The 19,313-nt window shown below is 69.5% G+C and carries 18 protein-coding genes and 1 pseudogene; 9 read left to right on the top strand and 10 right to left on the bottom strand.

All coding sequences use genetic code 11. The annotated features are described in order from the left end of the window. Positions 1-42: 42 nt before the first annotated feature. Both pstA and pstB read left to right on the top strand, forming a co-directional pair. Positions 43-1,089: a phosphate ABC transporter permease PstA gene (gene pstA / locus Ahu01nite_RS19910; RefSeq protein WP_438874797.1), complete on the top strand. Its 1,047-nt coding sequence runs from the start codon at positions 43-45 to the stop codon at positions 1,087-1,089. 16 nt (positions 1,090-1,105) lie between these two features. Continuing rightward, positions 1,106-1,882: a phosphate ABC transporter ATP-binding protein PstB gene (pstB, locus tag Ahu01nite_RS19905; protein WP_203838069.1), complete on the top strand. Its 777-nt coding sequence runs from the start codon at positions 1,106-1,108 to the stop codon at positions 1,880-1,882. Between the two features lie 3 nt (positions 1,883-1,885). Here the strand turns inward: pstB and Ahu01nite_RS19900 are convergent, their stop codons facing one another. Next, positions 1,886-2,653: an NUDIX hydrolase gene (locus Ahu01nite_RS19900; protein ID WP_203838074.1), complete on the bottom strand. Its 768-nt coding sequence runs from the start codon at positions 2,651-2,653 to the stop codon at positions 1,886-1,888. 80 nt (positions 2,654-2,733) lie between these two features. Between Ahu01nite_RS19900 and Ahu01nite_RS19895 the strand changes: the two genes are divergently transcribed. From Ahu01nite_RS19895 to Ahu01nite_RS19885, 3 genes are all read left to right on the top strand, one after another. Next, positions 2,734-3,708, top strand: a complete 975-nt coding sequence (locus tag Ahu01nite_RS19895) for a Gfo/Idh/MocA family protein (protein ID WP_203838068.1) — start codon at positions 2,734-2,736, stop codon at positions 3,706-3,708. Between the two features lie 124 nt (positions 3,709-3,832). Continuing rightward, positions 3,833-4,306, top strand: a complete 474-nt coding sequence (locus tag Ahu01nite_RS19890; RefSeq protein WP_203838067.1) for a hypothetical protein — start codon at positions 3,833-3,835, stop codon at positions 4,304-4,306. Between the two features lie 76 nt (positions 4,307-4,382). After that, a complete protein-coding gene (locus Ahu01nite_RS19885; RefSeq protein WP_203838066.1) occupies positions 4,383-4,688 on the top strand; it encodes a helix-turn-helix domain-containing protein in 306 nt (101 codons plus the stop codon). 58 nt (positions 4,689-4,746) lie between these two features. Here Ahu01nite_RS19885 and Ahu01nite_RS19880 read toward each other — a convergent pair whose 3' ends face one another. From Ahu01nite_RS19880 to Ahu01nite_RS19870, 3 genes are all read right to left on the bottom strand, one after another. Next, positions 4,747-5,757, bottom strand: a complete 1,011-nt coding sequence (locus tag Ahu01nite_RS19880) for an inorganic phosphate transporter (protein WP_203838065.1) — start codon at positions 5,755-5,757, stop codon at positions 4,747-4,749. A gap of 3 nt (positions 5,758-5,760) precedes the next feature. Beyond that, positions 5,761-6,387, bottom strand: coding sequence for a DUF47 domain-containing protein (locus Ahu01nite_RS19875; protein ID WP_203838064.1), 627 nt, complete (start codon positions 6,385-6,387; stop codon positions 5,761-5,763). Positions 6,388-6,533: 146 nt separating this feature from the next. Beyond that, complete coding sequence (locus Ahu01nite_RS19870; RefSeq protein WP_203838063.1) at positions 6,534-7,445, bottom strand: PI-PLC domain-containing protein; 912 nt, start codon at positions 7,443-7,445, stop codon at positions 6,534-6,536. Between the two features lie 110 nt (positions 7,446-7,555). Between Ahu01nite_RS19870 and sigJ the strand changes: the two genes are divergently transcribed. Continuing rightward, a complete protein-coding gene (gene sigJ, locus Ahu01nite_RS19865; RefSeq protein ID WP_203838062.1) occupies positions 7,556-8,431 on the top strand; it encodes an RNA polymerase sigma factor SigJ in 876 nt (291 codons plus the stop codon). On the opposite strand, the gene Ahu01nite_RS19860 is transcribed toward sigJ, so the two are convergent. After that, positions 8,411-8,917 carry a DUF402 domain-containing protein gene (locus tag Ahu01nite_RS19860; RefSeq protein WP_203838061.1) on the bottom strand — a complete coding sequence of 169 codons (507 nt, stop codon included), beginning with the start codon at positions 8,915-8,917 and terminating at the stop codon, positions 8,411-8,413. The two genes, sigJ and Ahu01nite_RS19860, sit on opposite strands and share 21 nt — an antisense overlap. A 164-nt stretch (positions 8,918-9,081) precedes the next feature. On the opposite strand from Ahu01nite_RS19860, the gene Ahu01nite_RS19855 reads away from it, so the two are divergent. Then, entirely contained in the window at positions 9,082-11,010 is a 1,929-nt protein-coding gene (locus Ahu01nite_RS19855) for an ATP-dependent DNA helicase (protein WP_239158987.1), read from the top strand. 27 nt (positions 11,011-11,037) lie between these two features. Here Ahu01nite_RS19855 and Ahu01nite_RS19850 read toward each other — a convergent pair whose 3' ends face one another. Next, positions 11,038-12,282, bottom strand: coding sequence for an AI-2E family transporter (locus Ahu01nite_RS19850; RefSeq protein WP_203838073.1), 1,245 nt, complete (start codon positions 12,280-12,282; stop codon positions 11,038-11,040). A 156-nt stretch (positions 12,283-12,438) separates the two neighbouring features. Here Ahu01nite_RS19850 and Ahu01nite_RS19845 point away from each other — a divergent pair, with 156 nt between their 5' ends. Then, a complete protein-coding gene (locus tag Ahu01nite_RS19845; protein WP_203838072.1) occupies positions 12,439-12,735 on the top strand; it encodes a GroES family chaperonin in 297 nt (98 codons plus the stop codon). Positions 12,736-12,904: 169 nt separating this feature from the next. Here the strand turns inward: Ahu01nite_RS19845 and Ahu01nite_RS19840 are convergent. Continuing rightward, positions 12,905-14,740, bottom strand: a pseudogene (locus Ahu01nite_RS19840) (PrsW family intramembrane metalloprotease); the annotation flags it as partial. A 400-nt stretch (positions 14,741-15,140) separates the two neighbouring features. Next, the gene (locus Ahu01nite_RS19835; RefSeq protein ID WP_239158985.1) at positions 15,141-16,559 is read right to left on the bottom strand and encodes an FUSC family protein; all 1,419 of its coding nucleotides are present in this window, start codon (positions 16,557-16,559) and stop codon (positions 15,141-15,143) included. A 38-nt stretch (positions 16,560-16,597) separates the two neighbouring features. Here Ahu01nite_RS19835 and Ahu01nite_RS19830 point away from each other — a divergent pair, with 38 nt between their 5' ends. Continuing rightward, positions 16,598-17,242, top strand: coding sequence for an HD domain-containing protein (locus Ahu01nite_RS19830; RefSeq protein ID WP_203838058.1), 645 nt, complete (start codon positions 16,598-16,600; stop codon positions 17,240-17,242). Here Ahu01nite_RS19830 and Ahu01nite_RS19825 read toward each other — a convergent pair. Together Ahu01nite_RS19825 and Ahu01nite_RS19820 are read right to left on the bottom strand one after the other, a co-directional pair. After that, entirely contained in the window at positions 17,219-17,494 is a 276-nt protein-coding gene (locus tag Ahu01nite_RS19825) for a DUF4031 domain-containing protein (protein WP_203838057.1), read from the bottom strand. The two genes, Ahu01nite_RS19830 and Ahu01nite_RS19825, sit on opposite strands and share 24 nt — an antisense overlap. Before the next feature lie 13 nt (positions 17,495-17,507). Next, positions 17,508-19,298 (bottom strand): glycerol-3-phosphate dehydrogenase/oxidase, encoded by a 1,791-nt coding sequence (locus Ahu01nite_RS19820; RefSeq protein ID WP_203838056.1) that lies wholly within the window; start codon positions 19,296-19,298, stop codon positions 17,508-17,510. Positions 19,299-19,313: the final 15 nt, after the last annotated feature.

Genomic DNA, 19,313 nt, shown 5'->3' with positions numbered 1-19,313 from the left:
TTCAGTATGAGCCTCTTAGAGCAAGAGACCGATGGCGTCATCATGACGCCGGACAACATCCGGACCAAGAAGCTTCCGCTCGTCGCCGAACTCGGTGTCGCTGTCGTCGCCCTGGTCGTCTCGGCGGCGCTGGTCCTGGGCACCGGCATCGGCAACTGGGTGCTGGTCGTGTTCCTCGGCATCGTCTTCTACCTGGTCGGGCTCTTCTTCGCCGCGAGCCGGGTCGAGGGCAAGCGGTCCGCGAAGAACAAGATCTGGCGCACCATGATCTACGCGGCCTGCCTGCTGGCGATCCTGCCGCTGGCCTCGGTCGTGTGGACGCTGGTCTCCAAGGGTGCCGCCCGCCTCGACGGCGACTTCTTCGGCTCGTCGATGAACAACATCGGTGCCCGGGACGCCAACGGTGGCGCGTACCACGCCATCATCGGCACCCTGGAGCAGGTCGGCATCGCCACCCTGCTGGCCGTCCCGCTGGGCGTCCTCGGCGCGATCTACCTCGTCGAGTACGGCCGCGGCAAGTTCGCCCTGACGGTCCGCTTCTTCGTCGACGTCATGACGGGCATCCCGTCGATCGTCGCCGGCCTGTTCGTGCTGGCGTTCTGGGTGCTCATCGTCAGCCCCTGGTTCAACGACGGCACACCGCGGTTCTCCGGATTCGCGGCGTCACTCGCGCTGACGGTGCTGATGCTGCCGACGATCGTACGGTCGACCGAGGAGATGCTGCGCCTCGTGCCGGGGCCGCTTCGCGAAGGTGCGTACGCTCTGGGCGTACCCCAATGGAAGACGATCTTGAAGGTTGTCCTCCCCACCGCGTTGCCGGGCATCGTCACGGGCGTCATGCTCGCCGTCGCCCGTGCCGCCGGTGAGACCGCGCCGGTGCTGCTCGTCGCAGGCGGCGCGGCGGCGATCAACATGGACCCGTTCGCGGGCAACCAGTCGTCGCTGTCGCTCTTCGTCTACCAGCAGGCGGGCGACGCCTCCCGCTATGCCCCCGACCGCGCATGGACGGCGGCATTGACGCTGGTCGCCCTGGTCCTCATCCTGACCATCGCAGCGAAGCTGCTCGCCCGCCGCAACCGGCTGTCCTGAAGTAGAGGTGTCCCCCATGGCCAAGCGCATCGAGGCGAGCAACGTCTCGTCCTATTACGGTTCCTTCAAGGCGATCGACAGCATCTCGATGACCGTCGAGCCGAAGACGATCACGGCCCTCATCGGCCCGTCCGGCTGCGGCAAGTCGACGTTCCTGCGGTCCATCAACCGCATGCACGAGGTGCTGCCGAACGCCCGCATCGAGGGCCGGCTGACCATCGACGACCAGAACATCTACGACCCGGACGTCGACGTCACCGCGGTCCGCCGGATGATCGGCATGGTCTTCCAGCGCCCCAACCCGTTCCCGACGATGTCGATCTACGAGAACGCGGTCGCGGGCCTCAAGCTCAACGGCGTCAAGAAGAAGTCCCTGCTGGACGACGCGGCCGAGAAGTCGCTGCGTTCCGCGAACCTCTGGGACGAGGTCAAGGACCGGCTCAACCGCCCCGGCGCCGGCCTCTCCGGCGGCCAGCAGCAGCGTCTCTGCATCGCCCGCACCATCGCGGTCCAGCCGCAGGTCGTCCTCATGGACGAGCCCTGCTCGGCGCTCGACCCGATCTCCACGCTGGCGATCGAGGACCTGATGTTCAAACTGAAGGACCAGTTCACGATCATCATCGTGACGCACAACATGCAGCAGGCCGCCCGGGTCAGCGACAAGACCGGCTTCTTCTCGATCGACAAGACCGGCGAGCCCGGCCGCCTGATCGAATACGCCGACACGCAGAAGATCTTCTCCAACCCCACGGAGAAGAAGACCGAGGACTACATCACCGGCCGCTTCGGCTGAGCCTCACGGAATCGTCACCACGGCGCCGCCGTCATCGGTCAGCTCCACCAGGGGCATGACCGGGACGGCGGCGTTTCTGCTCGCGCTCGCTGCCACCAGATCTTCCATTTTTCGGTACGCCACCAGCTGGTTCAGAGTCACTCGGGTCGGCGGGAGCATCGCCAGGCCCGCGGCAGCGTCCAGACTCACCCAGGTCGTCCCCTCGGTCTCACCGGAAACGTCCCGTGCCGTCTGAGCCTGCGGCAGCAGCGCGACAAAGAACCACGTGTCGAACCGCTTCGGCTCGAACTCCGGCGTGATCCACCGCGACCACGGCAACAGCAGGTCGTCACGCAGCCGCAGCTCCCGCTTCGCCAGCAGCGCGTCCAGGGTCAGCTCCCGCGCCGCGACAGCCGCCCGATCGGCCTCCCACTCGGGCCCGCTCACATCCCCGACCGTACGGTCCGGCTCGCCCACCGGCCCGGCCAGCAGAACCCCCGCCTCCTCGAACAGCTCGCGGATCGCCGCACCGACCACGGCCCGCGCCTGCTCGCCGGGCACACCGAGCCGCTGCGCCCAGTCCCCGCGAATCGTCTCGGGCCGGTCAGCCGCATCCACGCGCCCACCAGGAAACGCGTAAACACCGCCGAAGACCATCGTCCCGGCTCGTTTCAGCAGGTAGACGTCACGGCTCGACGGATCCAGCAGCACCACGGTCGCCGCGGGCCGCGCCACCGCCGGCGGACCGGAAAACTCACGTGCGCGCTTGACCATGGCGTCCGGCAACGGCATCGAAAGACTCACCCCCCGATCCTCCCACCGCCCGGGCGATGCCTGCCCCTCGACCGCCACCGGGAGATACCGTGGCGATCATGACCGCTCAGACCACCCGCTGGGGCATCCTCGGCACCGGAGGCATCGCCGCCACGTTCGCGTCCGACCTCCCGCTCGTCCCCGGCGCCGAACTCGCCGCAGTCGGCTCCCGCACCCAGGAAGCCGCCGATGCCTTCGCCACCAAGCACGGCGCCGCCCGCGCCCACGGCTCCTGGGCCGCCCTCGCCGCCGACCCCGACGTCGACGTGATCTACGTGGCCACCCCGCACTCGTCCCACCACGCCGCCTCGATGGTCTGCCTCGAAGGCGGAAAATCGGTCCTCATCGAAAAGCCGATGACCCTCGACCTGGCCAGCTCCGCCCAGCTCGTCCAGGAAGCCCGCACCCGCGAACTCTTCCTCATGGAAGCCATGTGGATGCGCTGCAACCCCGCCATCCGCAAAATCCGCGACCTCATCACCGAGGGCGCCATCGGCGACATCGTCACCCTCCACGCCGACTTCGGCCTCCAGGGCCCGTTCGAACCCACCCACCGCCTGCGCGACCCCGCCCTCGGCGGCGGCGCCCTGCTCGACCTGGGTGTCTACCCCATCCACTTCGCCGACCTCATGCTCGGCGCCCCGGAAACAGTCCACAGCTGGGCCACCCTCACCCCGGAGAACGTGGACGAGACCACCGGCATCCTGCTCGGCTACGCCTCAGGCGCGGCCGCCACCCTGACCTGCAGCATCGCCGGCGAATCCCGCAACGCCGCGACCATCACCGGCACCCGGGGACGCATCGAGATCCCGCCGGGCTTCTTCAACGCCCGCACCTTCGATCTGATCCGGGGCGGCGAAGTCGAAACCTTCGACCTTGATTACGAGGGGAGCGGCTACCAGTTCGAGGCGATCGAGGTCCAGCGCTGCCTGGCCCACAACTTCCCCGAGAGCCCGCTGGTCCCGCACACCACCACGCTCGAAATCATGACCCTGATGGACACCATCCGTGCCGAGATCGGTGTCAGCTACTGACCTCCTCCCGCACCGCTCGCCCCTGTCCCGCCGCCCGGGACAGGGGCATCTTTGTGTCCACCGTCACCCTAGATCAAATCTAGTCACCCCGCTAGCCTAGTCGCGGAGCAACCGATGCCCTTCGATGCAGCTCAACAACGGAGTGACGCGCATGAACAAGCAGCCGGATCCCACCCCCGCGACCTGGACGATCGAAGTATGCAAAACCCGGGCCGGACGCGAACCCTTCACCACGTTTCTTAACTCACTCAATCCATACCAGCGAGCAATTGCCGCTACCGCGATCAGGACAGTCCTCGCCACCCGAGGCCATGCCGTATGCGAAACGGAATGGGGCAAGCCCCTCGGGAAAGGCCTCTACGAGTTCCGCGTGCGTCGAACCCTGGCAGCGATCTGCAGTGAGGCGGGAATCGATCCCCCCTCCGGCATCCCTGGCGGTGGACGAGTACTACTTCGCATCTTTTTTGTCGTCTACGGAGATCGGATCGTGCTTTTACTCGGCGGCTACAACAAGGGCAGAGATCCGTCGCGGTTCCGCCAGCTACGAGAGATCAGGCGAGCCCGCTCCATCCTCAAGGAGTTCAGGCAAGACCAGTGAACCGCACCCACATGCGGCGCTAGTCTCTTGACAACCACATGTGTTATAACCCATAATCCCAGCGGGAGGGTTACCCATGAACCGTTCTTTCGATGAGGTCATGCAGGACTTCGTCAGCACCGACCCAGACGTTCTGGCGTTCACGGCCGCAGCCGAGGTTCACTTCAAGGCTGCCGACGAGCGCACCTTCGGGATGGGGGAACGCATCGCCGCACGCCGCGAGGAACTCAACCTGACACAGGAGGAGGTTGCCGAACGGTCCGGCGTGCGGCAGTCGGAGATCTCGCGAATCGAGCGAGGCAAAGCTAATCCCACACAGGCAACGCTTGAGAAGATCGTCAGAGCGCTCGGTGCCAAGCTCGTGATCGCTCCGCTGCCCTGAACGGATGTGAGGCCGTCACCCGAGTCGGGTGACGGCCTCAATCATGTGACGTGTGTGGTCAGGCGTGGAACAGCGGCCGCACGCAGAAGTAGACGACGCAGCTGATTGCCGCGGCGGCTGGGAATGTGGTGATCCAGGCGATGACGATGTTGCCGGCGACGTTCCAGCGGACGGCGTTGAGGCGTTTGGTGGCGCCGACGCCCATGATGGCCGAGGTGATGGTGTGGGTGGTGGAGATCGGGGCGTGCAGGACCAGCGCGTTGAAGTACAGGATCGAGCTGGCGACCACCTCGGCGGCGAAGCCTTCCGCGGGGCCCAGGTCGATGATTTTGCGGCCCAGGGTGCGGATGATGCGCCAGCCACCGGCGTAGGTGCCGGCGGCGAGGACGGCGGCTGAGGTCCAGAAGACCCACCAGGGAATGTCGGTGGAGCTGTCCTGGAAGCCGCCGGTGTAGAGGGCGAGGACGATGATGCCCATGGTCTTGGCGGCGTCCTGCATGCCGTGGCCGACAGACATGAAGGCGGCGGAGACGGTCTGGGCGATGCGGAAGCCCCGGTTGAGTTTGCTGGGGTTGCCGCGGCGGAAGATCCAGAGGATGGCGAGCATGACGCCGAAGCCGAGGATCAGGCCGGCGACCGGCGAGATCACCATCGGGATGAGCACCTTGTCGGTGATGGTGCCCCACTCGATTTTCGCGTCGGCGGCGAAGAAGGTGGCGCCGACGAGACCGCCGAAGAGCGCGTGCGAGGAGCTGGACGGCAGGCCGAAGTACCAGGTGAGCAGGTTCCAGACGATGGCGCCGCAGACGCCGGCGAAGACCACGCCGAGGCTGGGTACGCCCTCGGGCAGCTTGACCAGGCCGTCGCCGACGGTTTTGGCGACGCCGGCGCCGAAGTGGGTGCCGATGAAGTTGCCGACCGCGGCCATGGCGAGGGCGACCCGGGGGGTCAGCGCGCGGGTGCTGACGCTGGTGGCGATGGCGTTGGCCGCGTCGTGGAAGCCGTTGGTGTAGTCGAAGGCCATCGCGGCGATGATCACCGCGAGGGTGGCGACGAGCTCGGGGGACAAGGTCTAGGACTCCTTGACCGTGATGGTCTCGACCGTGTTCGCGACGTGCTCGAACGCGTCGCAGGCGGCCTCGAGCTCGTCGGCGACCTCTTTCATCTTGAGCACGGTGAGAGCGTCGTACTCGCCGGAGAAGAGGCGGACGAGCAGCATCCGGTACGCCCGGTCGCCGTCGTTCTCGAGCCGGTTGATCTCGATCCAGTACTCCTCGAGGCCCTTCATCGAGCGCAGTTTCGGCATCGCGTCCGCGGTGATCTTCGCCTGCTGGTCGAGGACGTTGACCAGCTCGTGCATCTCGCGGGGCAGGGACGGCAGCTCGGTGAGGCCGTAGAGGTACAGCAGGTTGCCGACCGCTTCGAGGTGGTCCATCACGTCGTCGAGCTGGGAGCCCAGGGAGTAGATGTCCGCGCGGTCGAACGGGGTGATGAAGGTCGAGTTGATCTTCTTGTAGAGCGTGTGGGTGATCTCGTCGCTGTCGTGCTCGACGTCGGTCAGCCGATCGCTGACCGACTGCACGTCGACCCCGGGCAGAGCCAGCTCATTGAGCAGCTCGGTGCCGCGCACGAGGTTCTGGGCTGCCCGGGTGAACAGCTCGTAGAAGGCGCCCTCGGTGGGGCGGAAGGAGAACTTCACGGCGCGGACCTCGCTGAAGGGTGGGCGGATTCGAGGGAATGCTAGGAAACGCCTCCCCGGTTGCCGAGCCCGCCTACCCCCGCTCAGCACCCGTTCAGAGTTCGTTCATCTCCAGTTAACCTTGAACGGTCGCTTATGTGGATCTTTCAGGCAGGTTGCGCGCTACGGGTTAACGGCGGTGGCGCGTCCTGGCGTACGGGATGCCTGCGCAGTTGCCGCGCCAGACCACTGAGGTCCGCGTCGGCGATCACATCGACCCCCGCAGCGAGCAGTTCCTGCCAGATGGCCCGGCGGGCGGTTCTGGTCGCGCCCGGCACCCCACAGATCCGGACCGTACGGTCATCCTCGTGCGCGGCGGCGACAAGACCGTGCAGGTGGTGGCGTTCCTCTGCCGGCATGACCTCGCAGCCGTCCCAGCCGAAGCGGCGCGTCCACGATTCGCTGAGCATCGGCACCAGCTCGGGCGGGGCAGCCGGGTTGCCGATGTCGTCGAACGAGCCGTCCGCGAACGCGTACCTGTCGGTTTCGCCTGCCAGCAGCTGCCGCACGTCCACGATCCCGGTCACGGACACCGTCACGGCCCCCGGCTCGATCTGGCCGTCCAGGCACCGGCTGAGCAGGGGCGCATGGTCTTTCAACTGCTGATCAAGCATCCTGTACGCCCGGAGCAGCGCAACCGCGTCCCGCGTCGGCCCGGCAACCTCGACCACCAGCCGGAACGGCGCCCGCTGATCCCGGCAGAGTCGACCGCCGCGGGCCCGGGCACGCGCGAACAGGGGCGACAGGACCAGGCGGCGCAGCGTACGCCCAGGCTTCGGATCTCCCGCCCCCAGGAACAACTCGCCGTTGGGCCCGGGCCGCACGGGCACGGTCAGCCCGGCCAGCCCGCGCCGCAGCACTTCGGGCAGCGGATCGCCGTAGCGCGCGTCGACAACCGCGTGGCCCGCCGGCAGATAGGGGCGCGGACGGCGGGCCGCCGCGATCCCGAGGGTCGCCGCACCGGTCACACCGGCAACGCCGGCCACGCCGCCGAGCAGGGCTGCCACGTCCTGCGCCACTGTCGGTCCCCCCTTTCTCCCGTACACGAATCGGGTCAAAGCAGATATAGTGCCCACCACTGTGTCACATGTGACATCCGTGCACGGGCAACGTCGCGCAGAATTCAGCCATGGCCGCCGCATTGGTGAACGAGTTCGAGACCGAGCGACCGCACCTGCTCGCGGTCGCCTACCGGATGCTGGGCAGCCGGGCCGAGGCCGAGGATGTCGTGCAGGAGGCGTGGCTGCGCTACGACCGCGCCCGTGTGGGTGGTGACGAGATTCGCGACGTGCGGGGCTGGCTCACGACTGTCACCGGGCGGATCTGCCTCGACGTGCTCAAGTCGGCCCGGGTGCGGCGGGAGGCGTACCCCGGTCAATGGCTTCCCGAACCGATCGTCTCCCCGCAGGAGGACCCCGCGGAGCAGGTCGCGCAGCGACAGGAGGTCAGCCTCGCCCTGCTCGTGGTGCTGGAGAAGCTCACCCCCGAGCAGCGGGTCGCGGTGGTGCTGCACGACGTGTTCGCGGTGCCGTTCGAGGAGATCGCCGAGGTGCTCGGGACGACCGTCGCGGCGGCCCGGCAGCACGCCTCCCGGGGCCGCAGAGCCACCGCGGAGGGCCAGGCGCGGCACACCGCGGACGTGGCCGAGCAGCGACGGGTGCTGAACGCGTTCCTGGCGGCGGCCGCGTCCGGTGATCTGCGGGCGCTGGCGGCGGTGCTCGCGCCCGACGTGGTGGCGATCAGCGACGGCGGTGGCGTGGTCAGCGCGGGCCGCAACCCGGTCTACGGTGCGGACAAGGTCGCGCGTTTCGTGGTGGGTCTGCTCACCCGCAAGGCCCGCAACCTCACCGTCGAGCCGGTGCTGGTCAACGGGGCGGCGGGCGTCGTGGTCCGCGGCGACGCCTTCGCGGTGATCACGGCGGCGATCAGCGGCGACGGTCGCATCACCGCTCTCTACAGCCAGCTCAACCCGGCCAAACTCGCCTCAGTCGGCGACGGCCGATAGCCATTTTCGGTACGCCGTGGCGAACGGCTCGGTGCCGTCGCCGAGCGCCCCGAAAAGCCGCCCGGCCGCGGCGCGGGCCTCGGTGACGACCTCGTCGGTGTAGCCGAACAGAACCCGGTGCTCCTCGAACTCGTCCTCGTCGCGCAGCTCGACCAGCCCGGAGTCGCGACGGCGCGAGACGTCCAGATCGAGGTCGATCATGTGGACCGTGTCACCCTCCCAGCGCGCCGGGGTGGTGATGTCGCAGTAGACCTCGCTGGTGCGCGGTGGCGGGTTGAACATGCCGGTCCACCACGCGTGATGCGGGACGAGCAGCACGAACGGGATCTGCTCGACGGACGGGTGGCCGTGGTAGACCGACTTCGTCCCGCGCGTCACGCCGACCCAGATCCCCAGGTCATCCTCGTTGAGGCGGCGAGCTGGGTAATCCCGGTGAGCCGAACCGTCGTACTTCGTGTAGACGACCCGGACCATCTCACTCCGCATGACAAGACCCTACTGGTGCGACGCTTCTGTCGGTGGTCCCGGGTACGGTCTTCGCTGTGACTGCCCCCGCCAAGTCCCGCCGCAAGCGCGCCTCCGCCAAAGACCTGCTCACCGCCGCGGTCGGCGCCGTGCCCGGTGGTTCCACCCGACCCGGCCAGGAGCAGATGGCGGAGGCGATCGAGCGCGCCGTCAAGGAGCGGGAGCACCTGCTCGTCCAGGCCGGCACGGGCACCGGCAAGTCGCTCGCCTACCTGACACCGGCGCTGCTCGTGGACGGCCCCGTCGTGGTGTCGACGGCCACACTCGCGCTGCAGCACCAGCTGGTCGAGCGTGACCTGCCCCGGCTCGCCGACGCGGTGGAGCCGGTGCTGGGCCGCCGCCCCACCTTCGCCGTGCTCAAGGGCCGCCACCACTACCTCTGCGTGGCCAAGCTCGAACACGCCGATGAGGAAGCGCCGACCGACACGCTGTTCGACGACGCTCCGCCGCGCGCGACCCAGTGGCTCGGTGAGGCGGGCAAGCTCGGCAAGCAGATCCTGCGGATCCAGTCCTGGGCGGAGAAGACCGAGACCGGCGACCGGGACGAGCTGGACCCGGGCGTCGACGAGACCGCCTGGCGTCAGGTCTCGATGCCGTCGCGTGACTGCCCCGGGGTCGCGCGCTGCCCGTACGGTGCGGATTGTTTTGCGGAGGCCTCACGCGTACGCGCCCGCGAGGCCGACATCGTGGTGACGAACCACAGCCTGCTCGCGGTCGACATGCTCGCGGAGCGCAACATCGTCCCGCCGCACAAGCTCCTGATCGTCGACGAGGCGCACGAGCTCGCCGACCGGGTCTCCTCCGCCGCCCAGGCCGAGCTGACCCCCGAGGCGGTCGAGCGGGCCGCCAAACGGTCCCGCACGCTGCTCCCCCAGGACGTCGCGGATTCCCTGGCCGAAGCCGCCGACTCGCTCACCGTGGGGCTCGCCGACATCCCGGCCGGCCGGCTCACCACCGGGCTGCCCCCGCACCTGCACCAGGCCGTGCTCCTCATCGAGACGGCCACCCGCCGGGGCCTCGAGACCATCGGCGACATCAAGTCGGACGATCCCGACCCGGTGCGCAAACAGCAGGCCAAGGCCACCCTCGACGAGCTCTCGACCACCGCCCAGCGTCTTCTGGAAGAGTCCGAGTTCGACGTCGCCTGGGTGGAGAAGAGCGACCTCGGCAACGGCCGCCGCGCGATCGTGGTCGCCCCGCTCTCGGTCGCGGGCACCCTGGCCTCCCGGCTCTACGACGAGCGCACCGTGGTCGCGACCTCGGCGACCCTGACCCTGGGCGGCCGCTTCGACACCGTTGCCCGCGCCCTCGGCCTCCCGGCGGGTTCCCCCGCCCCGGCACCGCGCGCCGGCCTCACCCCCGACGCGACACCGGTCTCGGGCGACGGCTGGACCTCGATGGACGTCGGCTCGCCGTTCGACTACCCGAAACAGGGCATCCTCTATGTCGCGTCCCACCTGCCCCGCCCCGCCGCCTCCGGCCTGCCCGACCAGGCCGGCGAGGAGCTGCTGAAGCTCGTCGAGGCGCTCGGCGGGCGTACCCTCGGGCTCTTCTCCTCCCGCAAGGCCGCCACCCAGGCCGCCGAGCTGCTCCGCGCCCGCACCGACCTCCCGATCCTGGTCCAGGGCGAGGAGACCCTGCCGATCCTGGTCCGCAAGTTCAAGGAGCAGAAGGAAAGCTGCCTGTTCGGCGTCATGTCCCTCTGGCAGGGCGTCGACGTCCCCGGCGACGCCTGCCAGCTCGTGGTGATCGACCGGCTCCCGTTCCCCCGCCCCGACGAGCCCCTGGCCGCCGCCCGCGCCGCCGCGGTGGACGCCACGGGCGGCTCAGGCTTCTCGGCGGTCAGCGTGCCGATCGCGGCGATCCGGCTCGCACAGGGCGTCGGGCGCCTCATCCGCTCCACGGGCGACAAGGGCGTGGTCGCGGTCCTGGACTCCCGGCTGGAGACAGCCCGCGGTTACGGCGCTTTCCTGCGCAATTCGCTGCCACCGTTCTGGTACACAACCCGCCAGGAGGTCGCCCTCGGCGCCCTCCAACGCCTCGCCAAGTCCTGACCCGCCTGGCCCGGCTTTCCTGCCGGGTCAGGTTCTTTCGCCCGCGGTGACGACCACGGCGTCCGGGGGGATTTCGGGGCGGCGGCGGGCCAGGCGGCGGACGCCGGTGTTCAGGACGGCGATCAGTGGCACGGCGACCAGCGCGCCGATGATGCCGGCCAGCACCACGCCCGAGGCGATTCCGATGATCACGACCAGGGGATGGATCGCCACCGCGCGGCCCATGATCAGCGGCTGCAGGACGTGCCCCTCGACCTGCTGGACCAGGATCACCGCGCCGAGCACGATCACCGCCGCGATCCAGCCCTGATCGACGAGCGCCACCAGCACGGCCACCGCACCCGACACGCTCGCGCCCACGATCGGCACGAAAGCGCCCAGGAAGACGAGCGCCGCGAGCGGGAACGGGAACGGGACCTTCAGAATCACCAGGGCCAGCCCGATGCCGGTCGCGTCGATGAAGGCGACCAGGACGGTCGCGCGGACGTAGGCACCGAGCGTCGCCCACGAGGCGTCACCGGCGTCGGAGAGGCTCCAGCGGGCGTTGACCGGGAAGAGGCGTACCAGGAAGCGCCAGATCTTGCGGCCGTCCCGCAGGAAGAAGAACGTCGCGAAAAGCACCAGCAGCGCCCCGGTCAGCAACTCGAAAAGAGTCGCCGCGGTCGCCACACCGGTCGCCGTCAGCTGCGACGTGTTCGAGTTGATCCAATCCTGCGCCGAGTCGATAGCCTGGTTGACCTGCGCATCCGACAGATGCAGCGGCCCCGTACGCGCCCAGTCCTGGATCTGCCGGATACCCGCACTCGCCTTGTTCGTCAACTGCGGCAACCCGTCGACGAACTGGGTGACCACCAGCGTCAACGTCCCGGCGACCGCGGCGAGCCCGCAGATCAGCACCAGGAACGTCGCCAGCGAAGGTGGCAGACGAGCCTTCGACAACCACCCGACGGCCGGAGCCAGCAACGCGGAAAGCAGCAACGCGATGGCGAGCGGAATGACGACGATGCTGATGATGCCGATGAAGTGCAGCAACACCCAGCCGACCACCCCGACCACGATCAGCCGCCACGACCACGCCGCCGCGATCCGCAACGAATGCGGCACCTCGGCATCATCCTGACTGGCCGTCGAATGATGCTCGAAGGTCGCCGGCGGCGCGGGCAACTCGTACTCGACCTCGTCCACGGTCGCCGGCTCATCGGTGCGAGCCATCCGCACCGACTCCCGCCCCGACTCGTACGCCTTACGCAGGTTGGACCGGACCCGTTGCAAGCGGCTCAACCGCCCACCCCCTCGCCGTAGTCACCCCAGCCCCGCCTCGGGCCCAACCCACCGTAGTCGAGACCGGCACACGTACCCGGCAGGCGCGGGCGTACCGTCACAGCCGTGAGCACCGACACCCAGACCGAGGCCGGGCTGCCGGTCCGCATGCTGCACGACCGGGTCCTCGTCCGCCTCGACGGCGGCGAAGGCGAACGCCGCTCCAGCTCCGGCATCGTCATCCCGGCCACCGCCTCCATGGGCCGCCGCCTCTCCTGGGCCAAAGCCGTCGGCGTCGGCCCGAACGTCCGCTCCATCGTCGTCGGCGACCGGGTCCTCTTCGACCCTGAGGAACGCTCCGAGGTAGAACTCCACGGCCAGGAGTACGTCCTCCTCCGCGAACGCGACGTCCACGCCGTCGCCGCCGACCGCGTCGAATCGGACGGCACCGGCCTCTACCTCTGAGCCACGCTCAGGACTGCCGACCGCCCGTCCCAGGCCCGGGACTGCTCGGCCGGATATAACCCGGCTCCTGGCCCGCTTCCAGGCCCTGCCGCGCTTGGTCATGCTGCCCCTGGTCCTGCTGCGACTGGTCCTGCTGCGATTGGGGGTAGGACGACGGCTGCCCGTAGAACTGCTGGCCATAAGGCTGCTGACCTTGAGCAGGCTGGTCCCCGTAACCCGGCTGCGTCCCATAACCAGGCTGAGCGCTGTAACCAGGCGAGTTTCCGTAGCCCGGCTGAGTCCCATAATCGGGCTGAGCGCCGTAACCGGCTTGAGCGCCATACCCCGGTTGAGCGCCATAACCGGGCTGAGTGCCATACCCCGGCTGACCGCTATACCCGGGCGGAGTGCCATACCCCGGCTGAGTGCCATACCCCGGCTGAGCTCCGTAACCGGGCTGAGTGCCATACCCCGGCTGAGCTCCGTAGCCGGGCTGAGCTCCGTAACCGGCGTACACGGGCATGCGGGGAGCGAGTCTCACCGGGACCGGGACGACCGGTTCGTTCGGTGCGCCGACCGTGCGCGTGACACCGTCCGGGAATGCGATCTGATAGGCGTGACCGTCCCAGAATGCCTGCGGGGTCTGCGGATCGCGCCCGACGAACATCGACCTGTATCCCGAGATGTCCGTGAGCAGCTTCTGCTCCTCCGCCTGGGCGCGCTGCAGGTCCTGCGGGTCGCTGCGAAGCCCCCGCTGCATCCCGTCGCGCAGCAACGCCAGCTGGGTGGACGCGAGCTGGAAGCCCCGCATCGCCCGCACGCCGCCCTCGCCCGCAACCCGTTTCGCCCATTGCCGGGCCGAGTGCCGACGGCCGAGACTGCCGAGCGTGGCCACTTCCGGGGGCGACAACCAGCCCGCGCGTACGTAGAACGGGAGAATGCGCTCGCTGAGCCGGCCCTCGTACCCGCGAAGTGCGATCGCGAAGCCGACCGCGGCGAAGAAGAACGGGACCATGAAGCCGAGGTACCCGTACAGCATGATGATGCTCTGCCCGGTGGCCGCCGCAAGCGTGGGCAGCAGGTTGAACGTCCCGTGCAGCAGCATCGCGAGCAGCAGCCCGGCGATCGGGGCCAGCCACCGCACCCGCCGATCGGCCGAGCGCGAGGCAAGCCCGAGCCCGATGCCCGTCATCGACGTGAACAACGGATGCGCGAACCCGGTAAAAAGAATACGAACAATAAAAATCAGGAACAGGTTTTGTACGCCCGTAGCCGGCCCATACTGATCAGCCCCGGCCGCATACCCGTGCCCGCCCAGGTAAAGCACATTTTCCACCATGGCGAACCCGAGCGCCGACAACCCGCAGTACACAATCCCGTCGGTAATCCCGGACCACTCCCGACGCCGCCGCCAGAACAGCAAAATCGGCCCGAGCGCCTTCATCGACTCCTCGATGAACGGCGCGATAATCACAGCCACCAGCGCATCGGGAAGCCCCGCCTGCGCAAACAGCCAGGCGGTCCCGGTATTGACCCCGATGGCCACCAGCGTGGCAACCACCGCACCCCAGGCAAAACAGAATGCAAGATACCGAATAGGCTCGGGCTCATACCGGTCCAGCCACAAAAAACAACTGGCCAGCACAGGCACCGGCACAATCGCAGCGGTCAACCCCACAACCAACCCGGTCGGCCCGTTACTGAACCCCAGAATGACCAGCATCGCAATAGAGCAGGCCGCAAAGAACCCGATGATCAGGGTCAACGGCACCCACCGCCGCCACCCGGCCCGCCGCCCGGTCATAGGCGGCAGACCTTCACCCTGACCACCCGGCACCTGCGAAAAGTCCCCGGTTTGGCCCGGGCCTGCGCTCGCATCCCAGGACTGGGCCGGGCTCGGACCTAAGGCCGAAGAAGGGGCTGAGGTCGGAGAAAGGGCAGAGGCCGGAGAAGGAGTCGAGGCCGGAGTCGAGGCCGCTTCCCAAGGTCGGATTGCAGACGCGGCTTCCTGAGACGGCGCCGCCAAGGGCTCGCCCCACGGCTGAGCTGCAGCAGCGGCCGGGACCGGACCCCAAGGCTGAGCCGCAGGGGCGGCGCTCTGAGGCGACTCCGCCGGGACCGCATCCCAAGGCTGAGATGCAGGGGCAGCGCTCTGAGGCGACTCCGCCGGGGCGGCGTCCCAAGGCTGAGCGGCTGGCGCCGCGGTCTGGGGCGGCGGGGCCTGCTCCCAGGGCGGGGGTGCTGTCTCCCAGGACTGGGCGGCCGGCGCGTCCCAGGACTGGGCCGGAGCTGCGTCCCAGGGCCGGGCGGGCGTCCCTGCGGGCGGGTGCTGTTCCGGGTCGGGCGTGGTGCCCGGCGCTACGTCGGCCATGCCGCCAGCGTAGTCACCCGGCCGCACTCCGGCGGTCCCCCGCCCACGGAACCGATCATGACCCCGCTCCCGCGGACGGCCGGCCCGCCGAAGGTGGCTCAGCCACAGACGACGGATCAGCCACAGGCAAAGGCCCAGACGACGGCCCAGCCGAAGGCCCAGCCGACGGCCCAGCCACAGCCGAAGGCCCGGACGACGGCCCGGATGACGGCCCGGACGACGGCCCAGATAGAGGCTCAGACGAGGGCTCGGCCAAGGAGGACAGCGTGGCTGGTGATGGCGGGGTGAGGCCGGGGTCGGCGGGAGTGGCTGTGCGGGACTTGTGGCGGGGGGAGCGGGTTCGGCCTTGCCAGCCGACGGCTCGGCGGACGAGGCGGGGGGCTTCGGCGTAGTCGATGCCGGTGGCTCGGAGGAGGTCGGAGACTGTGGTTCGGACCTGGGCGACGACGACGCCGCCGGAGAAGCCGACTCCTTCTTTGTAGGCCCGGCCGGATTCTGCCGCCGCCCGCAGCGCCCGCGCCCGCGTGGCTTCCGGTTCGGCGCCGCGGGACCATTCCTGGCGGAGGAGGTCGATGGCGTCGCCGAGGAGTTCGGCGCTGGTGGGGAGGCAGGCGGGGATGGGTTCGTCGTCGTCGAGGGCGGTGATGACGCGGCGGGCGAGGACGCGGACGTTGCGGAGGGCGTACGTGAGGTGGGGTGCGCCTTCGACGTATTGGGCCAATGCTCCGCGGGAGCGCCAGCGGGCCGGTGCGAAGGCGATGTTTTCGCTGGCTGCGGCGGCGGCTGCGGCGAAAGCGGCGAAGTGTCCCTCGGCTGTGCGGAGTTGGGTGAGCGCCTCCCGGACGACGTCGGTGTCCTGGGCGGCCATGCCCCGGGCGACTCCGCGCAGGCCGGTGGCCATTTCTTCGAGGGCCGGGTCGGCTGCTCGGCGTACGACGGTGAGGGGGTTGAGGGGTAGCAGCAGGGTCATCACAGCGAGACCGACCGCGCCGCCGACGAGGGCGTCGAAGAAGCGGGTGTAGGGCAGGTTGGCGCTCGAGGTCAGGGTGGCGACCAGGACGGCCGAGGAGGCGGACTGGACGACGAGCGGGGTGCCGCCGCCGACCGCCGCGGCGACCAGGATCGCGAGGACGACGACCAGGCCGATCTGCCAGGGGCCGGAGCCGATCAGCAGGATGATGCCGTCGCCGAGGCCGATGCCGATCGCGACGCCGACGACCAGTTCGACCGTACGTTTCGCGCGCTGCCCGATCGAGGACGCCAGGGTGATCACCGCGGCGATGGGCGCGAAGAACGGGCTCGGGCGGCCGATCAGGTCGTGGGCTATGTACCACGCGATGCCCGCGGCCACACCGGCCTGGATGGCGAGGCCGAATCCGCCTCGGACCCGCCCCCAGCTGGCTCGGGCGCCGGACCGGGACCGCCCCTGCAGATCGGCGAGCACGCCGGCAAGCCCCCGCTGATCCGAAGTCACGAACAATCCTAACCAACGGGCGTGCCAGGATTGCGGCCGTGACTTCTCTTCTCGATCGGTGGGTGGCTGCCGCCCGTGGCGCCGGTGCGTCCGCCGAGGATCCGGATCTCGAGGCTTCCGGCGCGTACCTGCTGGGCCGCTGGTCCGAGCCGCAGCGCCAGTATCACGACGTCAGCCACCTGACCGCCGTGCTCGACGTCGTCGACGAGTACGCGGGTCTGGCCCGGCACGCGGACCGGGTGCGGCTCGCGGCCTGGATGCACGACGCCGTGTACGACCCGAAGGCGCTCGGCGACGCGAACGAGCGGGACAGCGCCGAGTTCGCGGAGGGGCTGCTGACGACGCTGGGGATGCCCGCTGCGGTCGCCGTGGAGGTCGCTCGGCTGGTGGGGCTGACCGCCGGGCACGCGACCGGGGACGACGATCCGGACGGCGAGCTGCTCTGCGACGCAGATCTGGCGATCCTCGCGGCCGACCCGGAGCGTTACGCCGCATATACAGCTGCCATCCGCCGGGAGTACGCCCACATCTCGGACGGCACGTTCCGGGCGGCCCGCGCGCAGGTGCTGGTCTCGCTGCTGGAGTTGCCGGCGATCTACCGGAACGCCCCGATCCGGGAGCGCTGGGAGAAGACGGCCCGCGAGAACCTCGAGGCCGAGCTAAAGGTCCTGGCGAAGGGCTAGATGTTTCGGGCGGCGCAGCCCGGCGGCCCGGAGCCGCGCGGAGATGTCCCGCGACGACACCAGCGTCGCACCGAGCGACAGCGCCGTGGGAACGAGCGACTCCGGGATGTCGTAGTGGTCCCGGTCGAAACCCCTGCGCGGGGCGCCGAGCCGGTCCGCGAAGTCGTGCAGCTCCTCGTATGAGACGTCGCTGACCAGGTGGGACCAGAGGCGGCCCCGGCCCGGCCAGCGCGGTTCGTCAACAAGGATCACGAGGCGAGCAGGATCACGAGGCGAGCAGATCCGAGCCCCGGTCGGCCGCGTAGCCACGGACGTCGGCCACGCCCAGGCGGGCAGCGTCCGCGGTGAGGTCGTCGGGCATCTTCTGCGACTGCCGTTCGGCCTCGACCCGGGCCAGGTAGTGCTCGACCTCGCGGTCGCGGACGGCTTTGTCCCAGCCCAGTGCGTCGCCCATGATGGCCGCCGCGTGCACGGCGGTCTCGCTGCCACGGTGGGTGGTCTCGAAGGAGATGCGGGTGCGGCGGGTCAGGACGTCGTCGAGGTGCAGGGCGCCTTCCGCGGTGGCCGCGTAGGCGATCTCGGCCGCGAGATATTCAGGGGCGCCGGCGAGCGGTTCGGCCAGCGCCGGGTCGGCCTCGATCATCGCGAGCAGGTGCACCGTGAGCGTGCCGTACCGCTCGAGCAGGTGCTCGATGACACCGGTGGTGACACCGTGACGGCGGGCGGCGTCCTGCCGGTCCCGCCAGGCCGAGGAGTAACCGTCGGCGCCGAGCAGTGGCAGCTGGTCGGTGACCGAGGGGCGGTCCACGCCGAGGCGGCGGACAGCCTGGTCGATCACGTCGGCGGCCATCACCCGGTAGGTCGTGTACTTGCCACCGGCGACCAGGAGCAGGCCGAGCATCGGCTCGACCACGGCGTGCTCGCGGGAGAGCTTGGACGTCGAGTCGGCCTCGCCGGAGAGCAGGGGACGCAGGCCTGCGTACACCCCTTCGATGTCGTCAGTGGTGAGCGGGCGCTCGAGGATGGTGTTGACCTGGTCGAGCAGGTAGCTGATGTCGCGCGCCGAGGCGGAGGGGTGGGAGCGGTCGAGCTCCCAGTCGGTGTCGGTGGTGCCGATGATCCAGTGCCCGCCCCAGGGGATGACGAAGAGCACCGAGGTCGGGGTCCGCAGGATCAGCCCGGCGTCGCCGGTGATGGCCGAGCGGGGCACCACGAGGTGTACGCCCTTCGAAGCCCGCACCCGCAGCCCCGGCCGCACGCCGACGTCGTCGAGCATCCGTGACATGTCATCGCTCCACACCCCGGTGGCGGCGACGACCGTGCGGGCGCGCACCTCGAACTCGGGGGAGCCGGGGGATTCCAGGTCGCGGATCTTCACGCCGACCACCTGGCGGGCCTCGCGCAGGAAGCCGGTGACCCGGGCGCTGGTGACGACGGCCGCGCCGAGGCTGGCCGCCGTGCGGGCGATGGTGACCACGAGCCGGGCGTCGTCGACCTGCCCGTCGTAGTAGCGGATCGCCCCGGTGATCTTGTCGGCGCGCAGGCTCGGGAAGAGGTGGCGGGCGCCGTCGCGGGTCAGGTGCTTGTGCAGCGGCATGCCCCGGCCGGTGCCGAAGACCCCGGCGAACACGTCGTACGCCGCGACGCCCAGCCCGTAGTAGAACCTGTTCCAGACGCGCGCGGGCGGCGAGGCCGGCTCCAGCGGCACCAGGATCGGCACCGGGCGGACGAGGTGCGGCGCGAGCCGGCTGGTGAGCAGCCCCCGCTCGGTGAGCGCCTCGTGCACCAGGTGCAGCTCGAGCTGCTCCAGGTAACGCAGGCCGCCGTGGATGAGTTTGCTGGACCGGCTGGAGGTGCCGGCCGCCAGATCGCGGGCCTCGACGAGGGCGACTTTCAGCCCGCGTGAGGCGGCGTCCAGGGCGGCACCGGCGCCGGTGACCCCACCACCGATGACGAGCACGTCGAACTGCTCGTCACGCAGCCGCCGGAGATCGGCGACACGACGCACCGGCGAGAGCCGACCGGCGGAATACCGGGAATCCGAAGGAGAACGCACGCCTCCACCGTAGCG

Source organism: Winogradskya humida (assembly GCF_016862215.1).
GTDB lineage: Bacteria > Actinomycetota > Actinomycetes > Mycobacteriales > Micromonosporaceae > Actinoplanes > Actinoplanes humidus.
The sequence above is the reverse complement of the archived record's forward strand: the minus strand, read 5'-3'. Positions and strand labels throughout refer to the sequence as shown.

What these genes read in the sequence shown, in the direction of transcription:
- Ahu01nite_RS19900 (WP_203838074.1), bottom strand. Translation starts at nt 2,653, where the DNA reads ATGCCGTTGCCGGACGCCATGGTCAAGCGCGCACGTGAGTTTTCCGGT.
- Ahu01nite_RS19860 (WP_203838061.1), bottom strand. Translation starts at nt 8,917, where the DNA reads ATGCGGAGTGAGATGGTCCGGGTCGTCTACACGAAGTACGACGGTTCG.
- Ahu01nite_RS19890 (WP_203838067.1), top strand. Translation starts at nt 3,833, where the DNA reads ATGCAGCTCAACAACGGAGTGACGCGCATGAACAAGCAGCCGGATCCC.
- Ahu01nite_RS19855 (WP_239158987.1), top strand. Translation starts at nt 9,082, where the DNA reads ATGGCGGAGGCGATCGAGCGCGCCGTCAAGGAGCGGGAGCACCTGCTC.
- pstA (WP_438874797.1), top strand. Translation starts at nt 43, where the DNA reads ATGACGCCGGACAACATCCGGACCAAGAAGCTTCCGCTCGTCGCCGAA.
- Ahu01nite_RS19885 (WP_203838066.1), top strand. Translation starts at nt 4,383, where the DNA reads ATGAACCGTTCTTTCGATGAGGTCATGCAGGACTTCGTCAGCACCGAC.
- Ahu01nite_RS19895 (WP_203838068.1), top strand. Translation starts at nt 2,734, where the DNA reads ATGACCGCTCAGACCACCCGCTGGGGCATCCTCGGCACCGGAGGCATC.
- Ahu01nite_RS19845 (WP_203838072.1), top strand. Translation starts at nt 12,439, where the DNA reads ATGCTGCACGACCGGGTCCTCGTCCGCCTCGACGGCGGCGAAGGCGAA.
- sigJ (WP_203838062.1), top strand. Translation starts at nt 7,556, where the DNA reads ATGGCCGCCGCATTGGTGAACGAGTTCGAGACCGAGCGACCGCACCTG.
- pstB (WP_203838069.1), top strand. Translation starts at nt 1,106, where the DNA reads ATGGCCAAGCGCATCGAGGCGAGCAACGTCTCGTCCTATTACGGTTCC.